This window comes from Mesorhizobium sp. LSHC420B00, assembly GCF_000503055.1.
GTDB lineage: Bacteria > Pseudomonadota > Alphaproteobacteria > Rhizobiales > Rhizobiaceae > Mesorhizobium.
In genome coordinates this window covers 20,606-35,126 of sequence record NZ_AYVY01000018.1, presented here as the reverse complement: position 1 = coordinate 35,126, position 14,521 = coordinate 20,606, and the positions used below count along the sequence as shown (strand labels likewise).

At 61.4% G+C, this 14,521-nt stretch carries 16 protein-coding genes and 3 pseudogenes; 8 read left to right on the top strand and 11 right to left on the bottom strand.

Translation table 11 applies throughout. The features are described 5' to 3' along the window. Positions 1-195 precede the first annotated feature (195 nt). Positions 196-981 (top strand): ThuA domain-containing protein, encoded by a 786-nt coding sequence (locus tag X760_RS61695; RefSeq protein WP_023720619.1) that lies wholly within the window; start codon positions 196-198, stop codon positions 979-981. A 55-nt stretch (positions 982-1,036) separates the two neighbouring features. Beyond that, positions 1,037-2,131: a Gfo/Idh/MocA family oxidoreductase gene (locus X760_RS61690; RefSeq protein WP_023720618.1), complete on the top strand. Its 1,095-nt coding sequence runs from the start codon at positions 1,037-1,039 to the stop codon at positions 2,129-2,131. Positions 2,132-2,274: 143 nt separating this feature from the next. Here the strand turns inward: X760_RS61690 and X760_RS61685 are convergent, their stop codons facing one another. Both X760_RS61685 and X760_RS79155 read right to left on the bottom strand, forming a co-directional pair. Further along, positions 2,275-2,937: a TetR/AcrR family transcriptional regulator gene (locus X760_RS61685; RefSeq protein WP_031194470.1), complete on the bottom strand. Its 663-nt coding sequence runs from the start codon at positions 2,935-2,937 to the stop codon at positions 2,275-2,277. Further along, positions 2,925-3,092, bottom strand: a pseudogene (locus tag X760_RS79155) (TetR family transcriptional regulator); the annotation flags it as partial. The pseudogene X760_RS79155 and the gene X760_RS61685, both read right to left, overlap by 13 nt. A 183-nt stretch (positions 3,093-3,275) precedes the next feature. Between X760_RS79155 and X760_RS61680 the strand changes: the two are divergent. Together X760_RS61680 and X760_RS61675 are read left to right on the top strand one after the other, a co-directional pair. Continuing rightward, positions 3,276-3,752, top strand: coding sequence for a RidA family protein (locus X760_RS61680; RefSeq protein WP_023720616.1), 477 nt, complete (start codon positions 3,276-3,278; stop codon positions 3,750-3,752). A 310-nt stretch (positions 3,753-4,062) separates the two neighbouring features. Beyond that, positions 4,063-4,494 (top strand): DUF4440 domain-containing protein, encoded by a 432-nt coding sequence (locus X760_RS61675; RefSeq protein ID WP_023720614.1) that lies wholly within the window; start codon positions 4,063-4,065, stop codon positions 4,492-4,494. A 24-nt stretch (positions 4,495-4,518) separates the two neighbouring features. Here the strand turns inward: X760_RS61675 and X760_RS0138700 are convergent. Next, positions 4,519-4,716, bottom strand: a pseudogene (locus X760_RS0138700) (polar amino acid ABC transporter ATP-binding protein); the annotation flags it as partial. Between X760_RS0138700 and X760_RS76525 the strand changes: the two are divergent. Both X760_RS76525 and X760_RS61670 read left to right on the top strand, forming a co-directional pair. After that, positions 4,699-4,905 (top strand): annotated as a pseudogene (locus X760_RS76525) (gfo/Idh/MocA family oxidoreductase); the annotation flags it as partial. The pseudogenes X760_RS0138700 and X760_RS76525 sit on opposite strands and share 18 nt — an antisense overlap. Before the next feature lie 302 nt (positions 4,906-5,207). After that, positions 5,208-5,630, top strand: a complete 423-nt coding sequence (locus X760_RS61670) for a hypothetical protein (protein ID WP_023720612.1) — start codon at positions 5,208-5,210, stop codon at positions 5,628-5,630. A 143-nt stretch (positions 5,631-5,773) separates the two neighbouring features. Here X760_RS61670 and X760_RS61665 read toward each other — a convergent pair whose 3' ends face one another. The 6 genes from X760_RS61665 to X760_RS61640 all read right to left on the bottom strand — a co-directional run bounded on the left by X760_RS61665 (position 5,774) and on the right by X760_RS61640 (position 10,571). Beyond that, positions 5,774-6,535, bottom strand: a complete 762-nt coding sequence (locus X760_RS61665; protein WP_023720611.1) for an amino acid ABC transporter ATP-binding protein — start codon at positions 6,533-6,535, stop codon at positions 5,774-5,776. Beyond that, positions 6,532-7,206 carry an amino acid ABC transporter permease gene (locus tag X760_RS61660; protein ID WP_023720610.1) on the bottom strand — a complete coding sequence of 225 codons (675 nt, stop codon included), beginning with the start codon at positions 7,204-7,206 and terminating at the stop codon, positions 6,532-6,534. The genes X760_RS61665 and X760_RS61660 overlap by 4 nt, the downstream gene beginning before the upstream one ends. Beyond that, positions 7,203-7,874 carry an amino acid ABC transporter permease gene (locus tag X760_RS61655; RefSeq protein WP_023720609.1) on the bottom strand — a complete coding sequence of 224 codons (672 nt, stop codon included), beginning with the start codon at positions 7,872-7,874 and terminating at the stop codon, positions 7,203-7,205. The genes X760_RS61660 and X760_RS61655 overlap by 4 nt, the downstream gene beginning before the upstream one ends. Positions 7,875-8,008: 134 nt before the next feature. Beyond that, positions 8,009-8,797 carry an ABC transporter substrate-binding protein gene (locus X760_RS61650; RefSeq protein ID WP_023720608.1) on the bottom strand — a complete coding sequence of 263 codons (789 nt, stop codon included), beginning with the start codon at positions 8,795-8,797 and terminating at the stop codon, positions 8,009-8,011. 110 nt (positions 8,798-8,907) lie between these two features. After that, positions 8,908-10,071 (bottom strand): saccharopine dehydrogenase C-terminal domain-containing protein, encoded by a 1,164-nt coding sequence (locus tag X760_RS61645; protein ID WP_023720607.1) that lies wholly within the window; start codon positions 10,069-10,071, stop codon positions 8,908-8,910. Further along, positions 10,068-10,571 carry an Lrp/AsnC family transcriptional regulator gene (locus X760_RS61640; RefSeq protein ID WP_023677254.1) on the bottom strand — a complete coding sequence of 168 codons (504 nt, stop codon included), beginning with the start codon at positions 10,569-10,571 and terminating at the stop codon, positions 10,068-10,070. The genes X760_RS61645 and X760_RS61640 overlap by 4 nt, the downstream gene beginning before the upstream one ends. A 385-nt stretch (positions 10,572-10,956) precedes the next feature. Here X760_RS61640 and X760_RS61635 point away from each other — a divergent pair, with 385 nt between their 5' ends. After that, positions 10,957-11,811, top strand: a complete 855-nt coding sequence (locus X760_RS61635; protein WP_023720606.1) for a hypothetical protein — start codon at positions 10,957-10,959, stop codon at positions 11,809-11,811. 164 nt (positions 11,812-11,975) lie between these two features. On the opposite strand, the gene X760_RS76520 is transcribed toward X760_RS61635, so the two are convergent. Then, a complete protein-coding gene (locus X760_RS76520; protein WP_156948148.1) occupies positions 11,976-12,362 on the bottom strand; it encodes an acyltransferase family protein in 387 nt (128 codons plus the stop codon). Here X760_RS76520 and X760_RS61630 point away from each other — a divergent pair. Next, the gene (locus X760_RS61630) at positions 12,333-13,535 is read left to right on the top strand and encodes an IS256 family transposase (protein ID WP_023720604.1); all 1,203 of its coding nucleotides are present in this window, start codon (positions 12,333-12,335) and stop codon (positions 13,533-13,535) included. The two genes, X760_RS76520 and X760_RS61630, sit on opposite strands and share 30 nt — an antisense overlap. On the opposite strand, the gene X760_RS75045 is transcribed toward X760_RS61630, so the two are convergent. Continuing rightward, positions 13,422-14,405 (bottom strand): acyltransferase, encoded by a 984-nt coding sequence (locus tag X760_RS75045; protein WP_084642845.1) that lies wholly within the window; start codon positions 14,403-14,405, stop codon positions 13,422-13,424. The genes X760_RS61630 and X760_RS75045 overlap by 114 nt on opposite strands. Between the last annotated feature and the right edge of the window lie 116 nt (positions 14,406-14,521).

Here is a 14,521-nt window from a genome sequence, read left to right as displayed (position 1 = left end):
TTATTCGCAGGCAGCGCAAACATGTGAGATGTCGGCGGGAACAGCGCCGGCATCGCTGGTTTTGCCGCGTGGACTTTCCCGCCCGATTTCCAACAGATTGTCAGCAGCCGGCCGCGAAACGGTTTTCATTCCCGGCCGGGGATATTATGACTGACCGGTCGGGCGGCTCCAGCTTCAAACAATCAAGAGGACATCATGACAATACGCGCTGTCGTTTGGGGCGAGAATATCCATGAGCGAACCAATGAGGTGGTCGCCGGCATCTATCCCGAGGGCATGCACGCGACGATTGCCAATGCGCTGAAGCTCGACCCCGAGATTTCGGTGTCGTGGGCAACCCTGGAGCAGCCGGAGCATGGGCTGCCGGCCGACCGTCTGGCCGAGACCGATGTCTTGCTGTGGTGGGGGCACAAGGACCATGGCGCCGTCGCCGACGAAGTGGTCGAGCGCGTGGCGCGCCGTGTCTGGGAGGGCATGGGGCTGATCGTTCTCCATTCCGGCCATTTCTCGAAGATTTTCAAGAAGCTGATGGGCACGCCCTGTACGCTGAAATGGCGCGAGGCGGGCGAGCGCGAGCGGCTTTGGGTGACCAGCCCCAACCACCCGATCGCAGCCGGGATCGGCGAGTATTTCGAGCTCGAGAACGAGGAGATGTATGGCGAGCAGTTCGCCGTGCCGGAGCCGCTCGAGACCGTGTTCATCTCGTGGTTCCAGGGCGGCGAAGTGTTCCGGTCGGGGCTGACCTATCGCCGCGGCGCCGGCAACATCTTCTATTTCAGGCCCGGCCACGAGACCTATCCGACCTATCACGATGCCAACGTCCACAAGGTGCTGCGCAATGCGGTGAAATGGGCGCACAACCCGCTCGGCTCCAATCCGGCCATCCTCGATGCGCCGAACGTGCCGGCGGAAAAGGCGCTCGAGCCGATCGTCGAGCGCGGCGGAAAACTTCATTCCGCCGGCGAAGCCGGCTTTCGCTAGACCACAAATCCATGGTCGAACAAGAAGATAAAGCCCTGTCCTAAGGATAAGAATCATGCGCCTCTTGATACTCGGCACCGGTTGGATGGCGGAGGAGCACGCCAGGCAGTTCGGCAAGATCGAGGGCGTCGAACTGATCGGCGCCGTCGATCTCGACCGTACGCGTGTCGACAAGTTTTCGGACATCTACGGTATCCCCAACCGGTTCGCGTCGTTGGACGAGGCGCTGGCATGGGGCAAGTTCGATGCGGTGGCGAACGTGACGCCGGATCGCATCCACCATCCGACCACCATGATGCTGATCGCGGCAGGCAAGCCGGTGCTGTGCGAGAAACCGCTGGCCGAAAATTTCGAGAAGGCCAGTGAGATGGCCAATGCCGCCGAGCGGGCCGGCATCATCAACATGGTCAACCTGACCTATCGCAACGTCGCGCCGCTGCAGAGAGCGCGCGCCATGGTGCTGGCCGGCGAGATCGGCACGGTCAGGCATGTCGAGGCGTCCTATCTGCAGAGCTGGCTGGTGTCCAAGTTCTGGGGCGACTGGCGCACCGATCCGAAATGGCTGTGGCGGCTGTCGCGCGGCCATGGCTCCAATGGCGTGTTGGGCGACGTCGGCATCCACATCCTCGATTTCGCCAGCTATGGCGCGGCGCTCGATATCGACCATGTGTTCTGCCGGCTGAGATCCTTCGACAAGGCGCCCGGCAACCGCATCGGCGAGTACGGGCTCGACGCCAATGACAGTTTCACGATGTCGCTGGATTTCAGCAATGGCGCCTTCGGCGTCGTCCATGCCAGCCGCTGGGCGACCGGCCATTTGAACGAACTCCGTCTGCGCATCTACGGCGACAAGGGCGGCATCGAAGTCGTGCACAATCTGACCGGCTCAGAGCTGAAAGCCTGCATCGGCGAAGACGTCGAGAACGCCAAATGGCAAGTTCTGGACACCGGAACGGTGCAGACCAACTACCAGCGCTTCGTCGATGCAGTGCGCAACGGTGTCCAGGCCGAACCGTCGTTCCGGCATGCTGCCGAATTGCAGAAGGTCCTCGACCTCGCCGTCGTCTCGGATGAGAAGCGNGGCCGAACCGTCGTTCCGGCATGCTGCCGAATTGCAGAAGGTCCTCGACCTCGCCGTCGTCTCGGATGAGAAGCGGGCTGAATTGAGCACGCACGCGGATGCGCAATAGGCCTGGGTTCCTCGCGGCGGGGCGGGGGCGGTCAGGGTCAAAACAAAACCGAGTTTGCATCTCCGCCATTCACGGCAGGAAGTCACGGCTCTGAAAGCAGAGTTCATTGTCTTGGAGAGAGGCCATCGAGCAGGAAGCCGAGGCCTTTCCGGAAAGCACCATCCCAATCGTTATCCAACAGCAGACGAGAGCGTTCGATCGTCGGATAGCGTTCGCTGAGCCCTGTAAGGCGCTGCTGCGTGTCGGCTCTGCCGTCGTCCGAGAGGTCGAAGTTCGCCCGGCTGATGGTGGCGCCCATCACATAGTTCCACAGCGACCATATCGCGACGTTCAAATCTGCGTCCGCCACACCGGCCCTGGACAAGGTCTTGCTCAGCAGTTCAAGGCGACTGAGGATGTTCGCGCCGAGCGCCCGGCGCGGCAACAGCGATGCCGACCAAGGATGGCGCAGCATGCTGGCGCGCCAGTCTTCGAGCATATGGACGACTTCTCCGCGCCAGTCTCGAGGTTCAACCAGTTGCGGCGGTCCGCCATATTCGAGCACCGAATCGAGCGCCAGATCAAAGACATCCTCTTTGTTGTCGACGTGCCAATATAGGCTCATCACGCCCGAGCCGAGGCGATCGGCCAGCCGACGCATCGTCAATCCGTCGACCCCTTGAGCGTCCAGCAGTTCTACCGCGGTCGCCACGATACGTTCCCGCGAGAGAGGCGGTTCACTGCGCGGCTTCTGCACNGTGTGCTCTTCCGATCTCGCATCGTCAATCCGTCGACCCCTTGAGCGTCCAGCAGTTCTACCGCGGTCGCCACGATACGTTCCCGCGAGAGAGGCGGTTCACTGCGCGGCTTCTGCACGGGCTGGAGCGACCCGCTTGTCCGCTGAGACCGCGTGCTCCGGGCGCCGCTACGTTTGGCTGCCATCCGTCTTCCTCGCTGTTCGGGCCGTCGATTTTGACCGGCAACGCGACGAATGTCGATCCTGAACGATTGACTCGTACGACGTACCATGCGACTGGCTCGTGCGGCGTACGAGTCGATCGCCGATATCAATCATGCCGGCCGCGAGGGTGTCTTGCTCGCAGTCGGCAGAGCCAAGAGAAAATCATGCCACGCGCCAAGCGCCTGCTTATCGGAGGGTTAATCGTGATGACCATGGGCGTTTCCACTGCCACAGCGAATGATCTCAAGCTGACCATCGTCAATCCACAAAACCTCTATGACCCATCGCCGAATGGCTACAGCACGGCGGTGATCACGCCCCGCGGAGCCCGGCTGGCCTACATCTCCGGACAGGGCGGCCAGGACAGCACGGGAGCCTTGTCGCCCGACTTCGCTGTCCAGGTTGCGCAGGCCTACGCAAATTTGCGCACCGCCCTCGATGCGCTCGGTGCCAGGCCGGATCAGGTCGCCAAGCTCACGGTCTTTGTGGTCGATCACGATATGTCCAAGCTTGGGGTCTTGACCAAGAACGTCAAGGAGATGTTCGGCGAGGCGCTGCCGGCGCAGACTCTAATTCCCGTTCCCAAGCTTGCAATCGACCCGATGCTCTTCGAGGTGGAGGCCGTGGTCGTGCTTGACTAGGGGCGCGGCTATAGCTCCGATCGCCCAAATTGAAATGGGTCGAGCGCGCCTCCGACAGCCGCGCGCTCGCCATCACGAGGGCCGAGCAACAGGGCTTCGCTTGTTGCGTCTGCGGCGACAAGGGTGGCATCGAAGTCGTGCACAATCGGGTCGCACCACGCATTCGTCATCCCAGGGTCTGCGCCGCGTCGCTTCGCTCCTTGCTCCACCCCCGGGACGAAGTCATCATGGCTGAGGCCATTGCGGATGTCGGAGATCGGCGGAGCGTTTCCTGCTCCCACCCAACATAGCCTCACCTGGAGATGAAATGATGGAAACCAGCGTAAGGAAGCTATTCGAGAGATATGAGCGCTTTTTCAACCAGTCCCTCGGCGGCGACATGGACATGGATGAAGTCGCATCGCTGTATGCTTCGGACTTCATAGCGGCTTCGCCCGCCGGGGTCATGACTGGAAAGAACGATGGGCAACTCAAGCAGGTCATGGCGCAAGGCTATGCGCACTATCGCGCCATAGGTACGAAGGAAATGCGGATACGCAACCTCAGGCTCTCGCCGATAGACGAACATCATTGCGTGGCCCATGTCGCCTGGACGGCAACCTATGCCCGCAGGGATCAATCGAAGGTGGCGATAGATTTTGACGTCCACTACCTCGTGCAGAAATTGGACGCTGAGCCGAAGGTTTTCGGCTGGATATCAGACGACGAGCAGGCGCTGTTGAGAAAGCACGGCATCGTCTGAGGTCCGCTTTGTCCTAATGCCCTCCTAATGCCGCAGGATCTTGCTCAGGAAAGCGCGGCTGCGGTCGGTCTTCGGGTTGGAGAAGAACTCGTCCGGGGTGCCGCTCTCGACGATGGCGCCGGCGTCCATGAACACGACGCGCTGGGCGACCTTGCGGGCAAAGCCCATCCCGTGCGTCACCACCATCATGGTCATGCCTTCCTCGGCGAAGACGTCGAGAACGCTAAATGGCAAGTTCTGGACGCCGGAACGGTGCCCACCAACTACCAGCGCTTCATCGATGCAGTCCGCAACGGCGTCCAGGCCGAACCGTCGTTCCGGCATGCTGCCGAATTGCAGAAGGTCCTCGACCTCGCCGTCGTCTCGGATGAGAAGAGGGCCGAATTGAGCACCCACGCCGATATGCAATAGGTTTGGCTTCCTCGCCCCCGCCAAGCGGGGGGAGATGTGGCCGCAAAGCGGCCGGAGAGGGGTCTTTGGCAGCGAGGGCCTTCGCAAGAACGAAATGTCTTTGATGTCGGGACAAGGTCGCACGCAATGACATGGTCAGCGCAATTTCCCCTCTCCGTCTCGGCGACCCGAGTGGTTTGTGAAACTCGCTAGCCGCGAGCGAGACTGAACTAACTCGGAAGGTCAGTTGACTCTTCGCCGCAACGGCCCATCGTTGATTGTTGGCCTGCCTTTCCGACCAACTTTTGAACAGGGAGGAAACAATGGAAGCCGTCAATCGTAGATCCACACTTGCACTCGGTCTTACACTGGCCGCAACGCCTCTGATCGCTTGGGGGACACCAGCAGCCGCCCAGACTTACGGCCCCGATGAGGGCAAAGAGGTCTCACCCGGCGTCAGAGTTGTAGCGCTTGGCGAGCGCAAGTCGGTCATACCAGCCTATGCAACGGTGAAGCTGCGCGATGTTGTCATTCAGCCCGGAGCGAAGACGGCTGACAACATGATGAAGAACGACATGCTCTGCCACATGACTGAGGGAGAACTTTCGGTCGTTCACAACAAACAAAAGTTCACAGTCAAGAAGGGCGATGTTTGGGCCTGCGCTAATGGCGCTACGACAGAAGGCACCCAGAACACGAGCAGTGCGGTCGCGATCATGCGGGTCATCGATTTGATGCCCGCATAAGGGAAGCGGCTGGTGGAAGTGCGGCAATGGCCGCCCTAAGAGGAAGCCCGGCGCGCATCTGTCGTATTAGGGAACGTCCAGCGAAGGGCCGCTTTCCATCCATCTCGGCCATCGACGACAGCCAGCTGAGTTGAGTTTGAACCCTAATGCCGCAGGATCTTGCTCAGGAAGGCGCGGCTGCGGTCGGTCTTTGGGTTGGAGAAGAACTCGTCCGGGGTGCCGCTCTCGACAATGGCGCCGGCGTCCATGAACACGACGCGCTGGGCGACCTTGCGGGCAAAGCCCATCTCGTGCGTCACCACCATCATCGTCATGCCTTCCTCGGCGACCGCGACCATGACGTCGAGCACTTCTGAGATCATCTCGGGATCGAGCGCCGAGGTCGGCTCGTCGAACAGCATGATCTTAGGGCGCATGCCGAGGCAGCGCGCGATCGCCACGCGCTGCTGCTGGCCGCCTGAGAGCTGCGCCGGATAGGCATCGACCTTGTCGGCGAGGCCGACCTTGGCGAGCAGCTCGCGCCCGGCCTTCTCGGCCTCAGTCCGCGGGATCTTGCGGACATGGATCGGCGCCAGGGTGACGTTCTCGAGCGCCGTCTTGTGCGGATAGAGGTTGAACGACTGGAAGACGAAGCCGATCTCGGTACGCAGTCGCGTCATGTTGGTGGCGGGGTCGCCGAGGCGCTGGCCGTCGACCGTCAGGTCGCCGTCGCGGATCGTCTCCAGCCCGTTGATGCAGCGGATCAAGGTGCTCTTGCCCGAGCCGCTCGGGCCGCAGACGACGACCACTTCGCGCGGCTCGACGCTCAGCGTAATGTCCTTCAGCACGTTGAGCTGGCCGAACCATTTGTTGACGCCGCGAAATTCGATCATGCCGGCACCATTCTTGCTGCTGAGGTTCGTCATAGCTGCACCTCGCCATGGGCTGCGCCCATGCGCTGTTCCAGCCGTCGGGCCAGCATGATCAGGGGGTAGCAGACGATGAAATAACCGACGCCGACGAGGAAGAAGACGAGCAGGCCGTTCGGCACACGCTGCACCACCAGCCACCCGACGCGGGTGAGATCGGTGAGCCCGATGGCCGAAACGACCGAGGAATCCTTGATCAGCAGCACATATTGCCCGACCAGCGGCGGCAGCACGATGCGCATCGCTTGCGGCAGCACCACCTGGCGCATGCGCTGCCAGCGCGACAGGCCGGACGCCAGCGCCGCCTCGACCTGGCCGGTCGGCACCGAGCGGATGCCGGCGACGACGATCTCGCAGATGAAGCAGGCGGCCAGATTGGTCAGCGCGATGATGCCGGCGGTGAAGGCGTCGAGCTCGATGCCGAGTTCCGGCAGGATGAAGAAGATCAGGAAAATCTGCACCAGGAACGGAGTGCCGCGGATCAGGTCGACCCAGCCGCCGATCGCGCTGCTGATCAGCCGGTTGCCGCCTGTGCGCAGGATGCCGAGGCCGAAGCCGAGCAAGGTGCCCAGCACCAGGCTGATCAACGACAGCACCACGGTCATGCCGAGGCCGCGCAAGGCGAGGGGATAGCTGCCGGCGATGCTTTGCAGTTGCTGCCAGATCATGTCCGTGCCCCCGCCAGGCCGAGCCAGCGCCCGGAGAGTGCCGCCAGTCCCTTCAGCCCGTAATAGAGCAGCAGGTAGAAGGCGGCGATGGTGATAAAACCTTCGGCCGGCATGAAGCGGTCGGAAGCGAGCAATTGTCCGGCGCGCGTCAGTTCGGCGACCGAGATCAGCGACAACAGCGCGGAATCCTTGACCAGCACGATCGCCTGGCCGAGCAGCGGCGGGATCGTCACCTTAAACGCCTGCGGCAGGATGACGAGGCGCATGCGCTGGACATAGGTCATGCCCGAAGCGACGCCGGCCTCCACCTGGCCGCGCGGGATCGACAGGATGCCGGCGCGGATGATCTCGGCGACATAGGCGCCGCTGTTCAGCGACAGGGCCAGGATGCCGACGACGAGCTCGGGCAGGACGAAGCCGAGCCGCGGCAGGCCGAAATAGAGGAAATAAAGCTGCGCCAGCAGCGGCGTGGCGCGCACTGCATCGATATAGGCCTTGGCCGGGACGCGGAACAGCCGGCCGCGCTGCAGGTTCATCGCGGCGAGTACGATGCCGACGGCGAGCGCGCCGGCAAAGGAGAGGACAGACAGCCACACGGTCGTGACGAGGCCCTGCCCGAACAGGGGCAGATATTCGACGATGGTGCGGAAGCTGAAGTTTTCGAGCATGGTGAGGCGGTGACTGGTGACTGGTGAATGGCGAGTAGCGAGTAGCGAGTAGCGAGTAGCGAGTAGCGAGTAGCGAGTAGCGTTCCCTACTCCCTACTCCCTACTCCCTACTCCCTACTCCCTATTCCCTCTACTCAGTGATCCTTCTTCCAGGCGTCGGAATTGACCCAGTAATCGAGGTTCTTCTGCAGGCGGCCGTCGAGGCTGACCTGGTCGAGGAACAGGTTCATCCAGGTCAGCAGGTCCTGCTCGTCATAGCGCGTGGCGAAGGCCAGTGGCTCCTTCGACAGCATGTCCGGCATGATGATGAAGCTGCCGGCCGGATAAGCGGTTGACTGGCCCTTGACCGCCGAGACGTCGTTGACGCCGCAATCGGCCTGGCCGTTGTTGACGGCGTCGAGCAGCAGCGGGCCGCCGCCCTTGTAGCTCTTGATGTCGGCATCGGGGAAGGCGGCCTTGGCTTCCTTCTCGCCGGTGGCGCCGAGCAGCACCGCGATCTTGGTGCCCTTGGCCTTGCAGTCCTCGGTGGACTTGAAGGCGGTCCCAGCCTTGGTGAAGACGGTGCTGCCCGTGTACATGTAAGGCTTGGTGAAGGCGACCTTCATGCCACGCGCCAGTGTCGGCGTCATGTCGGCAACCAGAAGATCGGCCTTGCCCGACAGCAGCGCCGGGATCAGGCCGTCCCAGTCGAAGTCGAGGAAGGTGATCTTGACGCCCATTTCCTTGGCCATCAGTTCGGCGAGTTCGACCGAACTGCCGGTGCGTTCGCCGGCGGCGCCGACCAGCGAGAAGGGCGGTCCCTGCGTCTGCACGGCGACGCGCAACTCACCGCGCTTGGTAATCTCGTCGAGCGTTCCGGCACTGGCGGCAGCGGTGAGGCCGGCGAGCGCAAGTCCGGCGATGAAAAGCTTGGCAATCTTCATTTGGGCATTCCTCCTTGTTGTCGTTTGTTGTTCCACTTGTTGTTTCACCCCATCGGGGCGCCTTTTGAGCGGCGGCGCCGTTGCCGGCGGCAACCACCGTTCGAAAATCTTCAATCCCAGCTCACCGTTTCGGCGACCTTGATGCCGCGCCTGGCCAGCTCGTCGAGGAAGCGGCCATCGGGCACATGCAGCAGCGGGTTGAGCAGGCCGGGCGTGGCGATCTCGCGCCGTGCCAGCATCTGCGCCACGATACTGGCGGGATAGCCGACGCCAAGGCTCATGCCGAACAGGCCGGAGGCGAGGTCGCGTTCGATGACCAGCTCCGAGGTCACCGTCTTGCGGCGGCCGCCTTCGCTGCCGACAAAGACGTTGCGCATCACGCAAAGGTCCTTTTCGTCGGCGCCATATTGCAGTTGCGGACCGAGCAGCCGGCCGAGGAATTCGCGTGGGCTGACGCCGGTGCCGGGCACCTTGTCCTCGGACAGGAAGCCGAGCTGCTTCAGCGGCGCCCAGAACGCCGACCAACCGGGCCAGCGCAGCGAATAGCGGCCGGAGCGCTGTAGCCCCTTGGCGGCGGCGAGCATGCCGGCATAATGCGGCGCGTCACCATTGGGGAAGGCCTCGAGCCTGCCCAGCCCGGCGATCTCGATATCGTGGATGAAACGATTGTCGTGCTGGCGGGCGGCCGGCACATCGACCCGGTTGCCGTCCTCGACCAGCACGCTGTCGCGGTTCTGGCTGACCAGAACCATGTCGAAATTCCAGCTCACCTTGTAGCGGAGCGGCTCGACCACCGCCTTCGGTTCGGGAATGCCGCCGCAATAGGAATCGATCGCGGTGATGGTGTCGAACTGGCTTGCGGCGCGCGCGTAGAGCACAAGGTCGATGCCGGGGTCGAGCCCGCATTCGGTGACGATCGAGACGCCGGCCTTTTCGGCCTCGGGAGCGAGATCGGCGATGGCCTTGCCGTAATTGGTGGTGACCAGCGGCGTGCGCGTCGCGATCGCCGCCTGCACCGCCTCGCGCATGAGCGGCTGCGGCAACAGGTCGATGACCGCGTCGACGTCCTTCATCACATCGGCCAGCACCGGACCGATCGCGCCCTCCGGCACGACAAAACGCACCCGGGCAAGGTCGGTCAGGCCGCCAAGCCGCGCCGCGCCGTCGGTTGCGGTGTCGAGGCAGACCACTTGCTCGACGCCGTCGCTGGCAACGAGATCGGCGATCGCCGCCCGGCCTTGCAGGCCGAGGCCGCCGAGAACCGCGATCTTCATGCCATTTCCTTTCGCGTCTCGTCCGACCAGCAGCCTTCAGGCAGGCTGACCCATTTGTTGCAGGACGCCATGACGACGAAGGTCTCGCTGCGCACGACTTCGCCCGGCTCACCGGCGCCGGGGATCAGCTCGCTGGTGACGCGGTAGAGATCGGCGACATCGCCGGCCACCGTTACGTCGACGATGATGTCGAAGCGTCCGGTGACGACGGCGGCCGAGTTCACGAAAGGCAGTTCGGAGATGCGCTGCGCCAGTTCACGCGCCCGGCCGCGCCCTTGCGCGTTGATGCCGACGATGGCCGAGATCAGCTCGGGGCGTTCGGTCAGGTTAAGCAGTCCGACGATCTTGAGCAGGTTGCGGTCGAGCAGGTTGCGCAGCCGCATGCGCACCGTCGGCACCGAGATCGCCATCTTCTCCGCGAGGCGGTTGACGCCAAGCTGCGCATCCTGCGACAGCAGCTTGACCAGTCGCCGGTCGGTCTGATCGAGATGTTCCCGCAAACGCTCAGGCTTTCATAAAAGGAAATAAACGGTCGGATTTTCTTTCTGATATGAAAATACCTTATGAGAGATTTTTAACAACGGCAAGAGCCACGTCATCCGCGGTGCCCCTGTGCCTGTCGGCAGTTTCGTCGCAGATGCCACATTTTGTTCTTGCTTTGTGCCGGCAGCTATGCTACTAATTTGGGTATGGTGCTAATCGCGCCGCCGACCCGCCCTCCCGAGGCGGGTTTTTTGTTTTCCGGATACCCTTTGAAGGTTCAGCGCCGCCGGCTTGAGTTGGCGGTACAGCGCCGTTCGGGACGCGCTGTGTTCGAGGGTGAAAGAAGCAAGTGGCGCAAGAGGTGCCTGGAATCCATAGCTTAGAAAGGAACGGTAGATCGACATGAAGAAGATTTCTCATCTGTTGGTGCTGACGGCAATCTGCACCATTACCGCCGCCATGGCGCCAGCTGGCGCCGCATATGCCCAGAATGCGCCCTACTGGCGAGCGGACTGGGAGGAGGGGCCTTGCACCGGAGCCTCGTGCTATACCGACTGGTCTTTCGTCCAGGCGGAGAATCCGGCGGAAGCCGATCCCAGCCTGAACGCAATTATCAGCGGCCTGGTCTCGACCGGCGCAGGGAATGTATCCTCGCACGGCGGCAACAGCTTCGGAAAGTTCGAAACGACGCTGGCTGCCATCAATGCCGGGAAGCCCCACTCCAAAGTCTACAAGGAGTGGCTCTTTGCAGGCGGCCTGGCCAAGAACGACGCTTTCGGACGTCCGCTCCAGGCGGTGTCGCCGTCAGGGATCGATGGAACTTATGTCGCGTGGTTTTTCATTTCCTCCGATTACCAATACGCGGGAAACGGCTGGACGAATATCTTCCAGTTCAAGGTGACCGAGCAATCGCCTTTCAAGCAGGACCCAACATGGTGGGTCAACCTGACCGACAATCCGACTGACGATGTGGTGATGCTGCATGTGGAGAATGCGGCGGCCGGAGTCCACAATCCGGCTAACGATGTTCCCGCCCCGAAGGGGCGCTGGTTTCAGCTGCGCGCGGATCTCTATGAAGGGGTAGGCATCGATTGGTATCTGGACGGGGTGTTTTGGCAATCGTCGTCGAACGCAACCTGGCCGGTCGGGCGGGATTCCGACGGATCAGGTACACCTCAGTCATTCGTGTTTGGCGTGGGCCACTATGGTGGAGTTGGCAAACTCTACACTGACGATGCCTACATGATTGCAAAGTAGCCACTGACACATTGTCGAAGTGCATAACAAGCTGCTTCGGGTCCAACCGGGCGGCTATTTTTGTATCTAGAGCGCGTCGCATTGAACGGATCCTGCGACGCGCTTTAAGTTTCTTGTTTTATGCATGTCGTTGTCGCAAAATCGTTGCGAGGCGCAACCGCAACTTATTGTGCCTTCACCTGATAGGCGGAGAGGCTCATCCGAGATATCGCCAAAAGCGGCTTCTCAATAAAACTATAGCTGGCCAGGGAGACGGCAATGCAGGCGGTGACAATAACCATGCCTGCGAGCCATGGTGATACATTGGCGCTTGCAACGACAGGAGCGGTCGCAAGCAGCACGATAGGATGTGTCAGATAGAGAGAGTAGGAAGCATCACCCAACCTTGCCAGCACGCGAGGAGCAAGAAGCCGGAAGTAGCTTTCCAGGCTTATGCAAGCCGCGACAAGGATCAACGCCGGGAGGGACTGTCGGGAATTCTGTGCGCGAGGCCATGATGATGGAAAGGAGAGAATCATCGCATGGCTATTGAGAAGGAACTTCTGGACCAACTGCTTGCCGGCCGCGATCCGAATGAGGTGTTTGCCAAGGACGGATTGCTCGACGACCTGAAGAAGGCGCTTTCGGAACGGATTCTGAACGCTGAACTCGACGAGCACCTTGAGGACGAACGCACCGACGGCAGCGTCAATCGCCGCAACGGCCATTCGCGGAAGTCGGTGCTGACGGGCACGTCGAAGATGACGCTGTCGATCCCGCGCGACCGGGCCGGGACCTTCGATCCGAAGCTGATCGCCAAATACCAGCGCCGTTTTCCCGATTTCGATGACAAGATCATCTCCATGTACGCGCGCGGCATGACAGTGCGCGAGATCCGCGGCCATCTGGAGGAGCTCTACGGCATCGACGTGTCGCCGGACCTGATCTCGGCGGTTACCGATGCGGTCCTGGAGGAAGTGGCCGAGTGGCAGAACCGGCCGCTGGACGCGGTATATCCGCTCGTCTTCTTCGATGCCATACGGGTCAAGATCAGGGACGAGGGCTTCGTCAGGAACAAGGCCGTCTACATCGCGCTCGGCATCCTGCCGGACGGCACGAAGGAGATTCTCGGCATCTGGATCGAGCAGACCGAGGGCGCCAAGTTCTGGCTGCGCGTCATGAACGAGTTGAAGAGCCGTGGCGTCGCCGACGTCCTGATCGCCGTCGTCGACGGCCTCAAGGGCTTCCCCGAGGCGATCAACGCCGTCTTTCCCCAGACTGTCGTCCAGACCTGCATCGTGCACCTGATCCGTCATTCCCTGGAGTTCGTGTCCTGGAAGGACCGCAAGTCCGTCGTGCCGGCGCTGCGCGCGATCTACCGGGCCAAGGACGCCGAAGCCGGCATGAAGGCTCTTGAGGACTTCGAAGCCAGCTACTGGGGGCAGCGGTATCCGGCGATCACCCAAAGCTGGCGGCGCAATTGGCAGCACGTCGTCCCATTCTTTGCCTATCCCGAAAGCGTGCGGCGGATCATCTACACCACGAACGCCATAGAGGCGCTGAACTCCAAGCTGCGCCGCGCCGTCCGCACCCGGGGACACTTCCCCAGTGACGATGCGGCCATGAAGCTGCTATATTTGGTGCTGAACCACGCGGCCGAGGAATGGAAACGACCGCCGCGCGAATGGTTCGAGGCCAAGACCCAGTTCGCCGTCGTCTTCGGCGAAAGGTTCGTCAGCCAATGACGAAACCGGCCTCGCGCACAGAATTCCTGACAGTTCCCCNGCCGTCGTCTTCGGCGAAAGGTTCGTCAGCCAATGACGAAACCGGCCTCGCGCACAGAATTCCTGACAGTTCCCCGCCGGGATTCCCTGAGCAAGGGTTCGCGGCAAGTTGAAGCCAAGGCCCATCACCAGCATGGACACGATGGCGAACACGAGTGCCGAGACACCCAGGACGGCAGGCGAACGCGCCAGCCTGCCGACCAGGTGGCCGAGAGCCATGCCGGCAAGGAACTCAAACAGGATTGGCGTGGTATAGAAAAACAGCACAGTATCGGCGGCGGGTTTGAAGATGATGCGCGCCGCTACGGCGATTGCAAAGACAACGCCGACCATGGCCATTTGCGTCAAGGTGCCAAGACCCATAGTTGCCGCGAACAGAATGTAAAACAGGATTTCCAGATTGAGCGTCCAACCCACGCCAAGCACTGGTTGGACATAACCTGTAACAGTGTCGAGATAGGGAATGAAAAGCAGGCTATTGGTGAGCTGCTCAAGAGACACTGCACGACCGGCAAACAACCAAAGTGCGGCGACCATGACGAAGGTCATAACCCAATAGAACGGAACGACGCGCGTGAAGCGCTGCATCAAAAAAGCACGATGGTCGCGACGTCTGTTCTCCGTCGAGAGAACCATGACAAAACCGCTGATGACGAAAAACAGATCGACACCACTGTTTAGGATGGGAATACCCAGATCGAGCATGCCCAGTGCGGCCGGAAGATGATAGATAACAACCATGAGGGCTGCTAGCCCCCGCAGGATCTGTACCGATGTATACTGTTGAACCCGGCGCGGCGCAGCGTGATCATTCTCTGGAATGATGTTCATCGAAAAATGGTCCCCTGTGCGGGGAGCATTAACACACGGGGTCGTTGATGTGCTGATTAATTGCTGGTTTAATTAATGCGTAAAGTTTTAGATAAGTTTTACTGACACCAGCACGC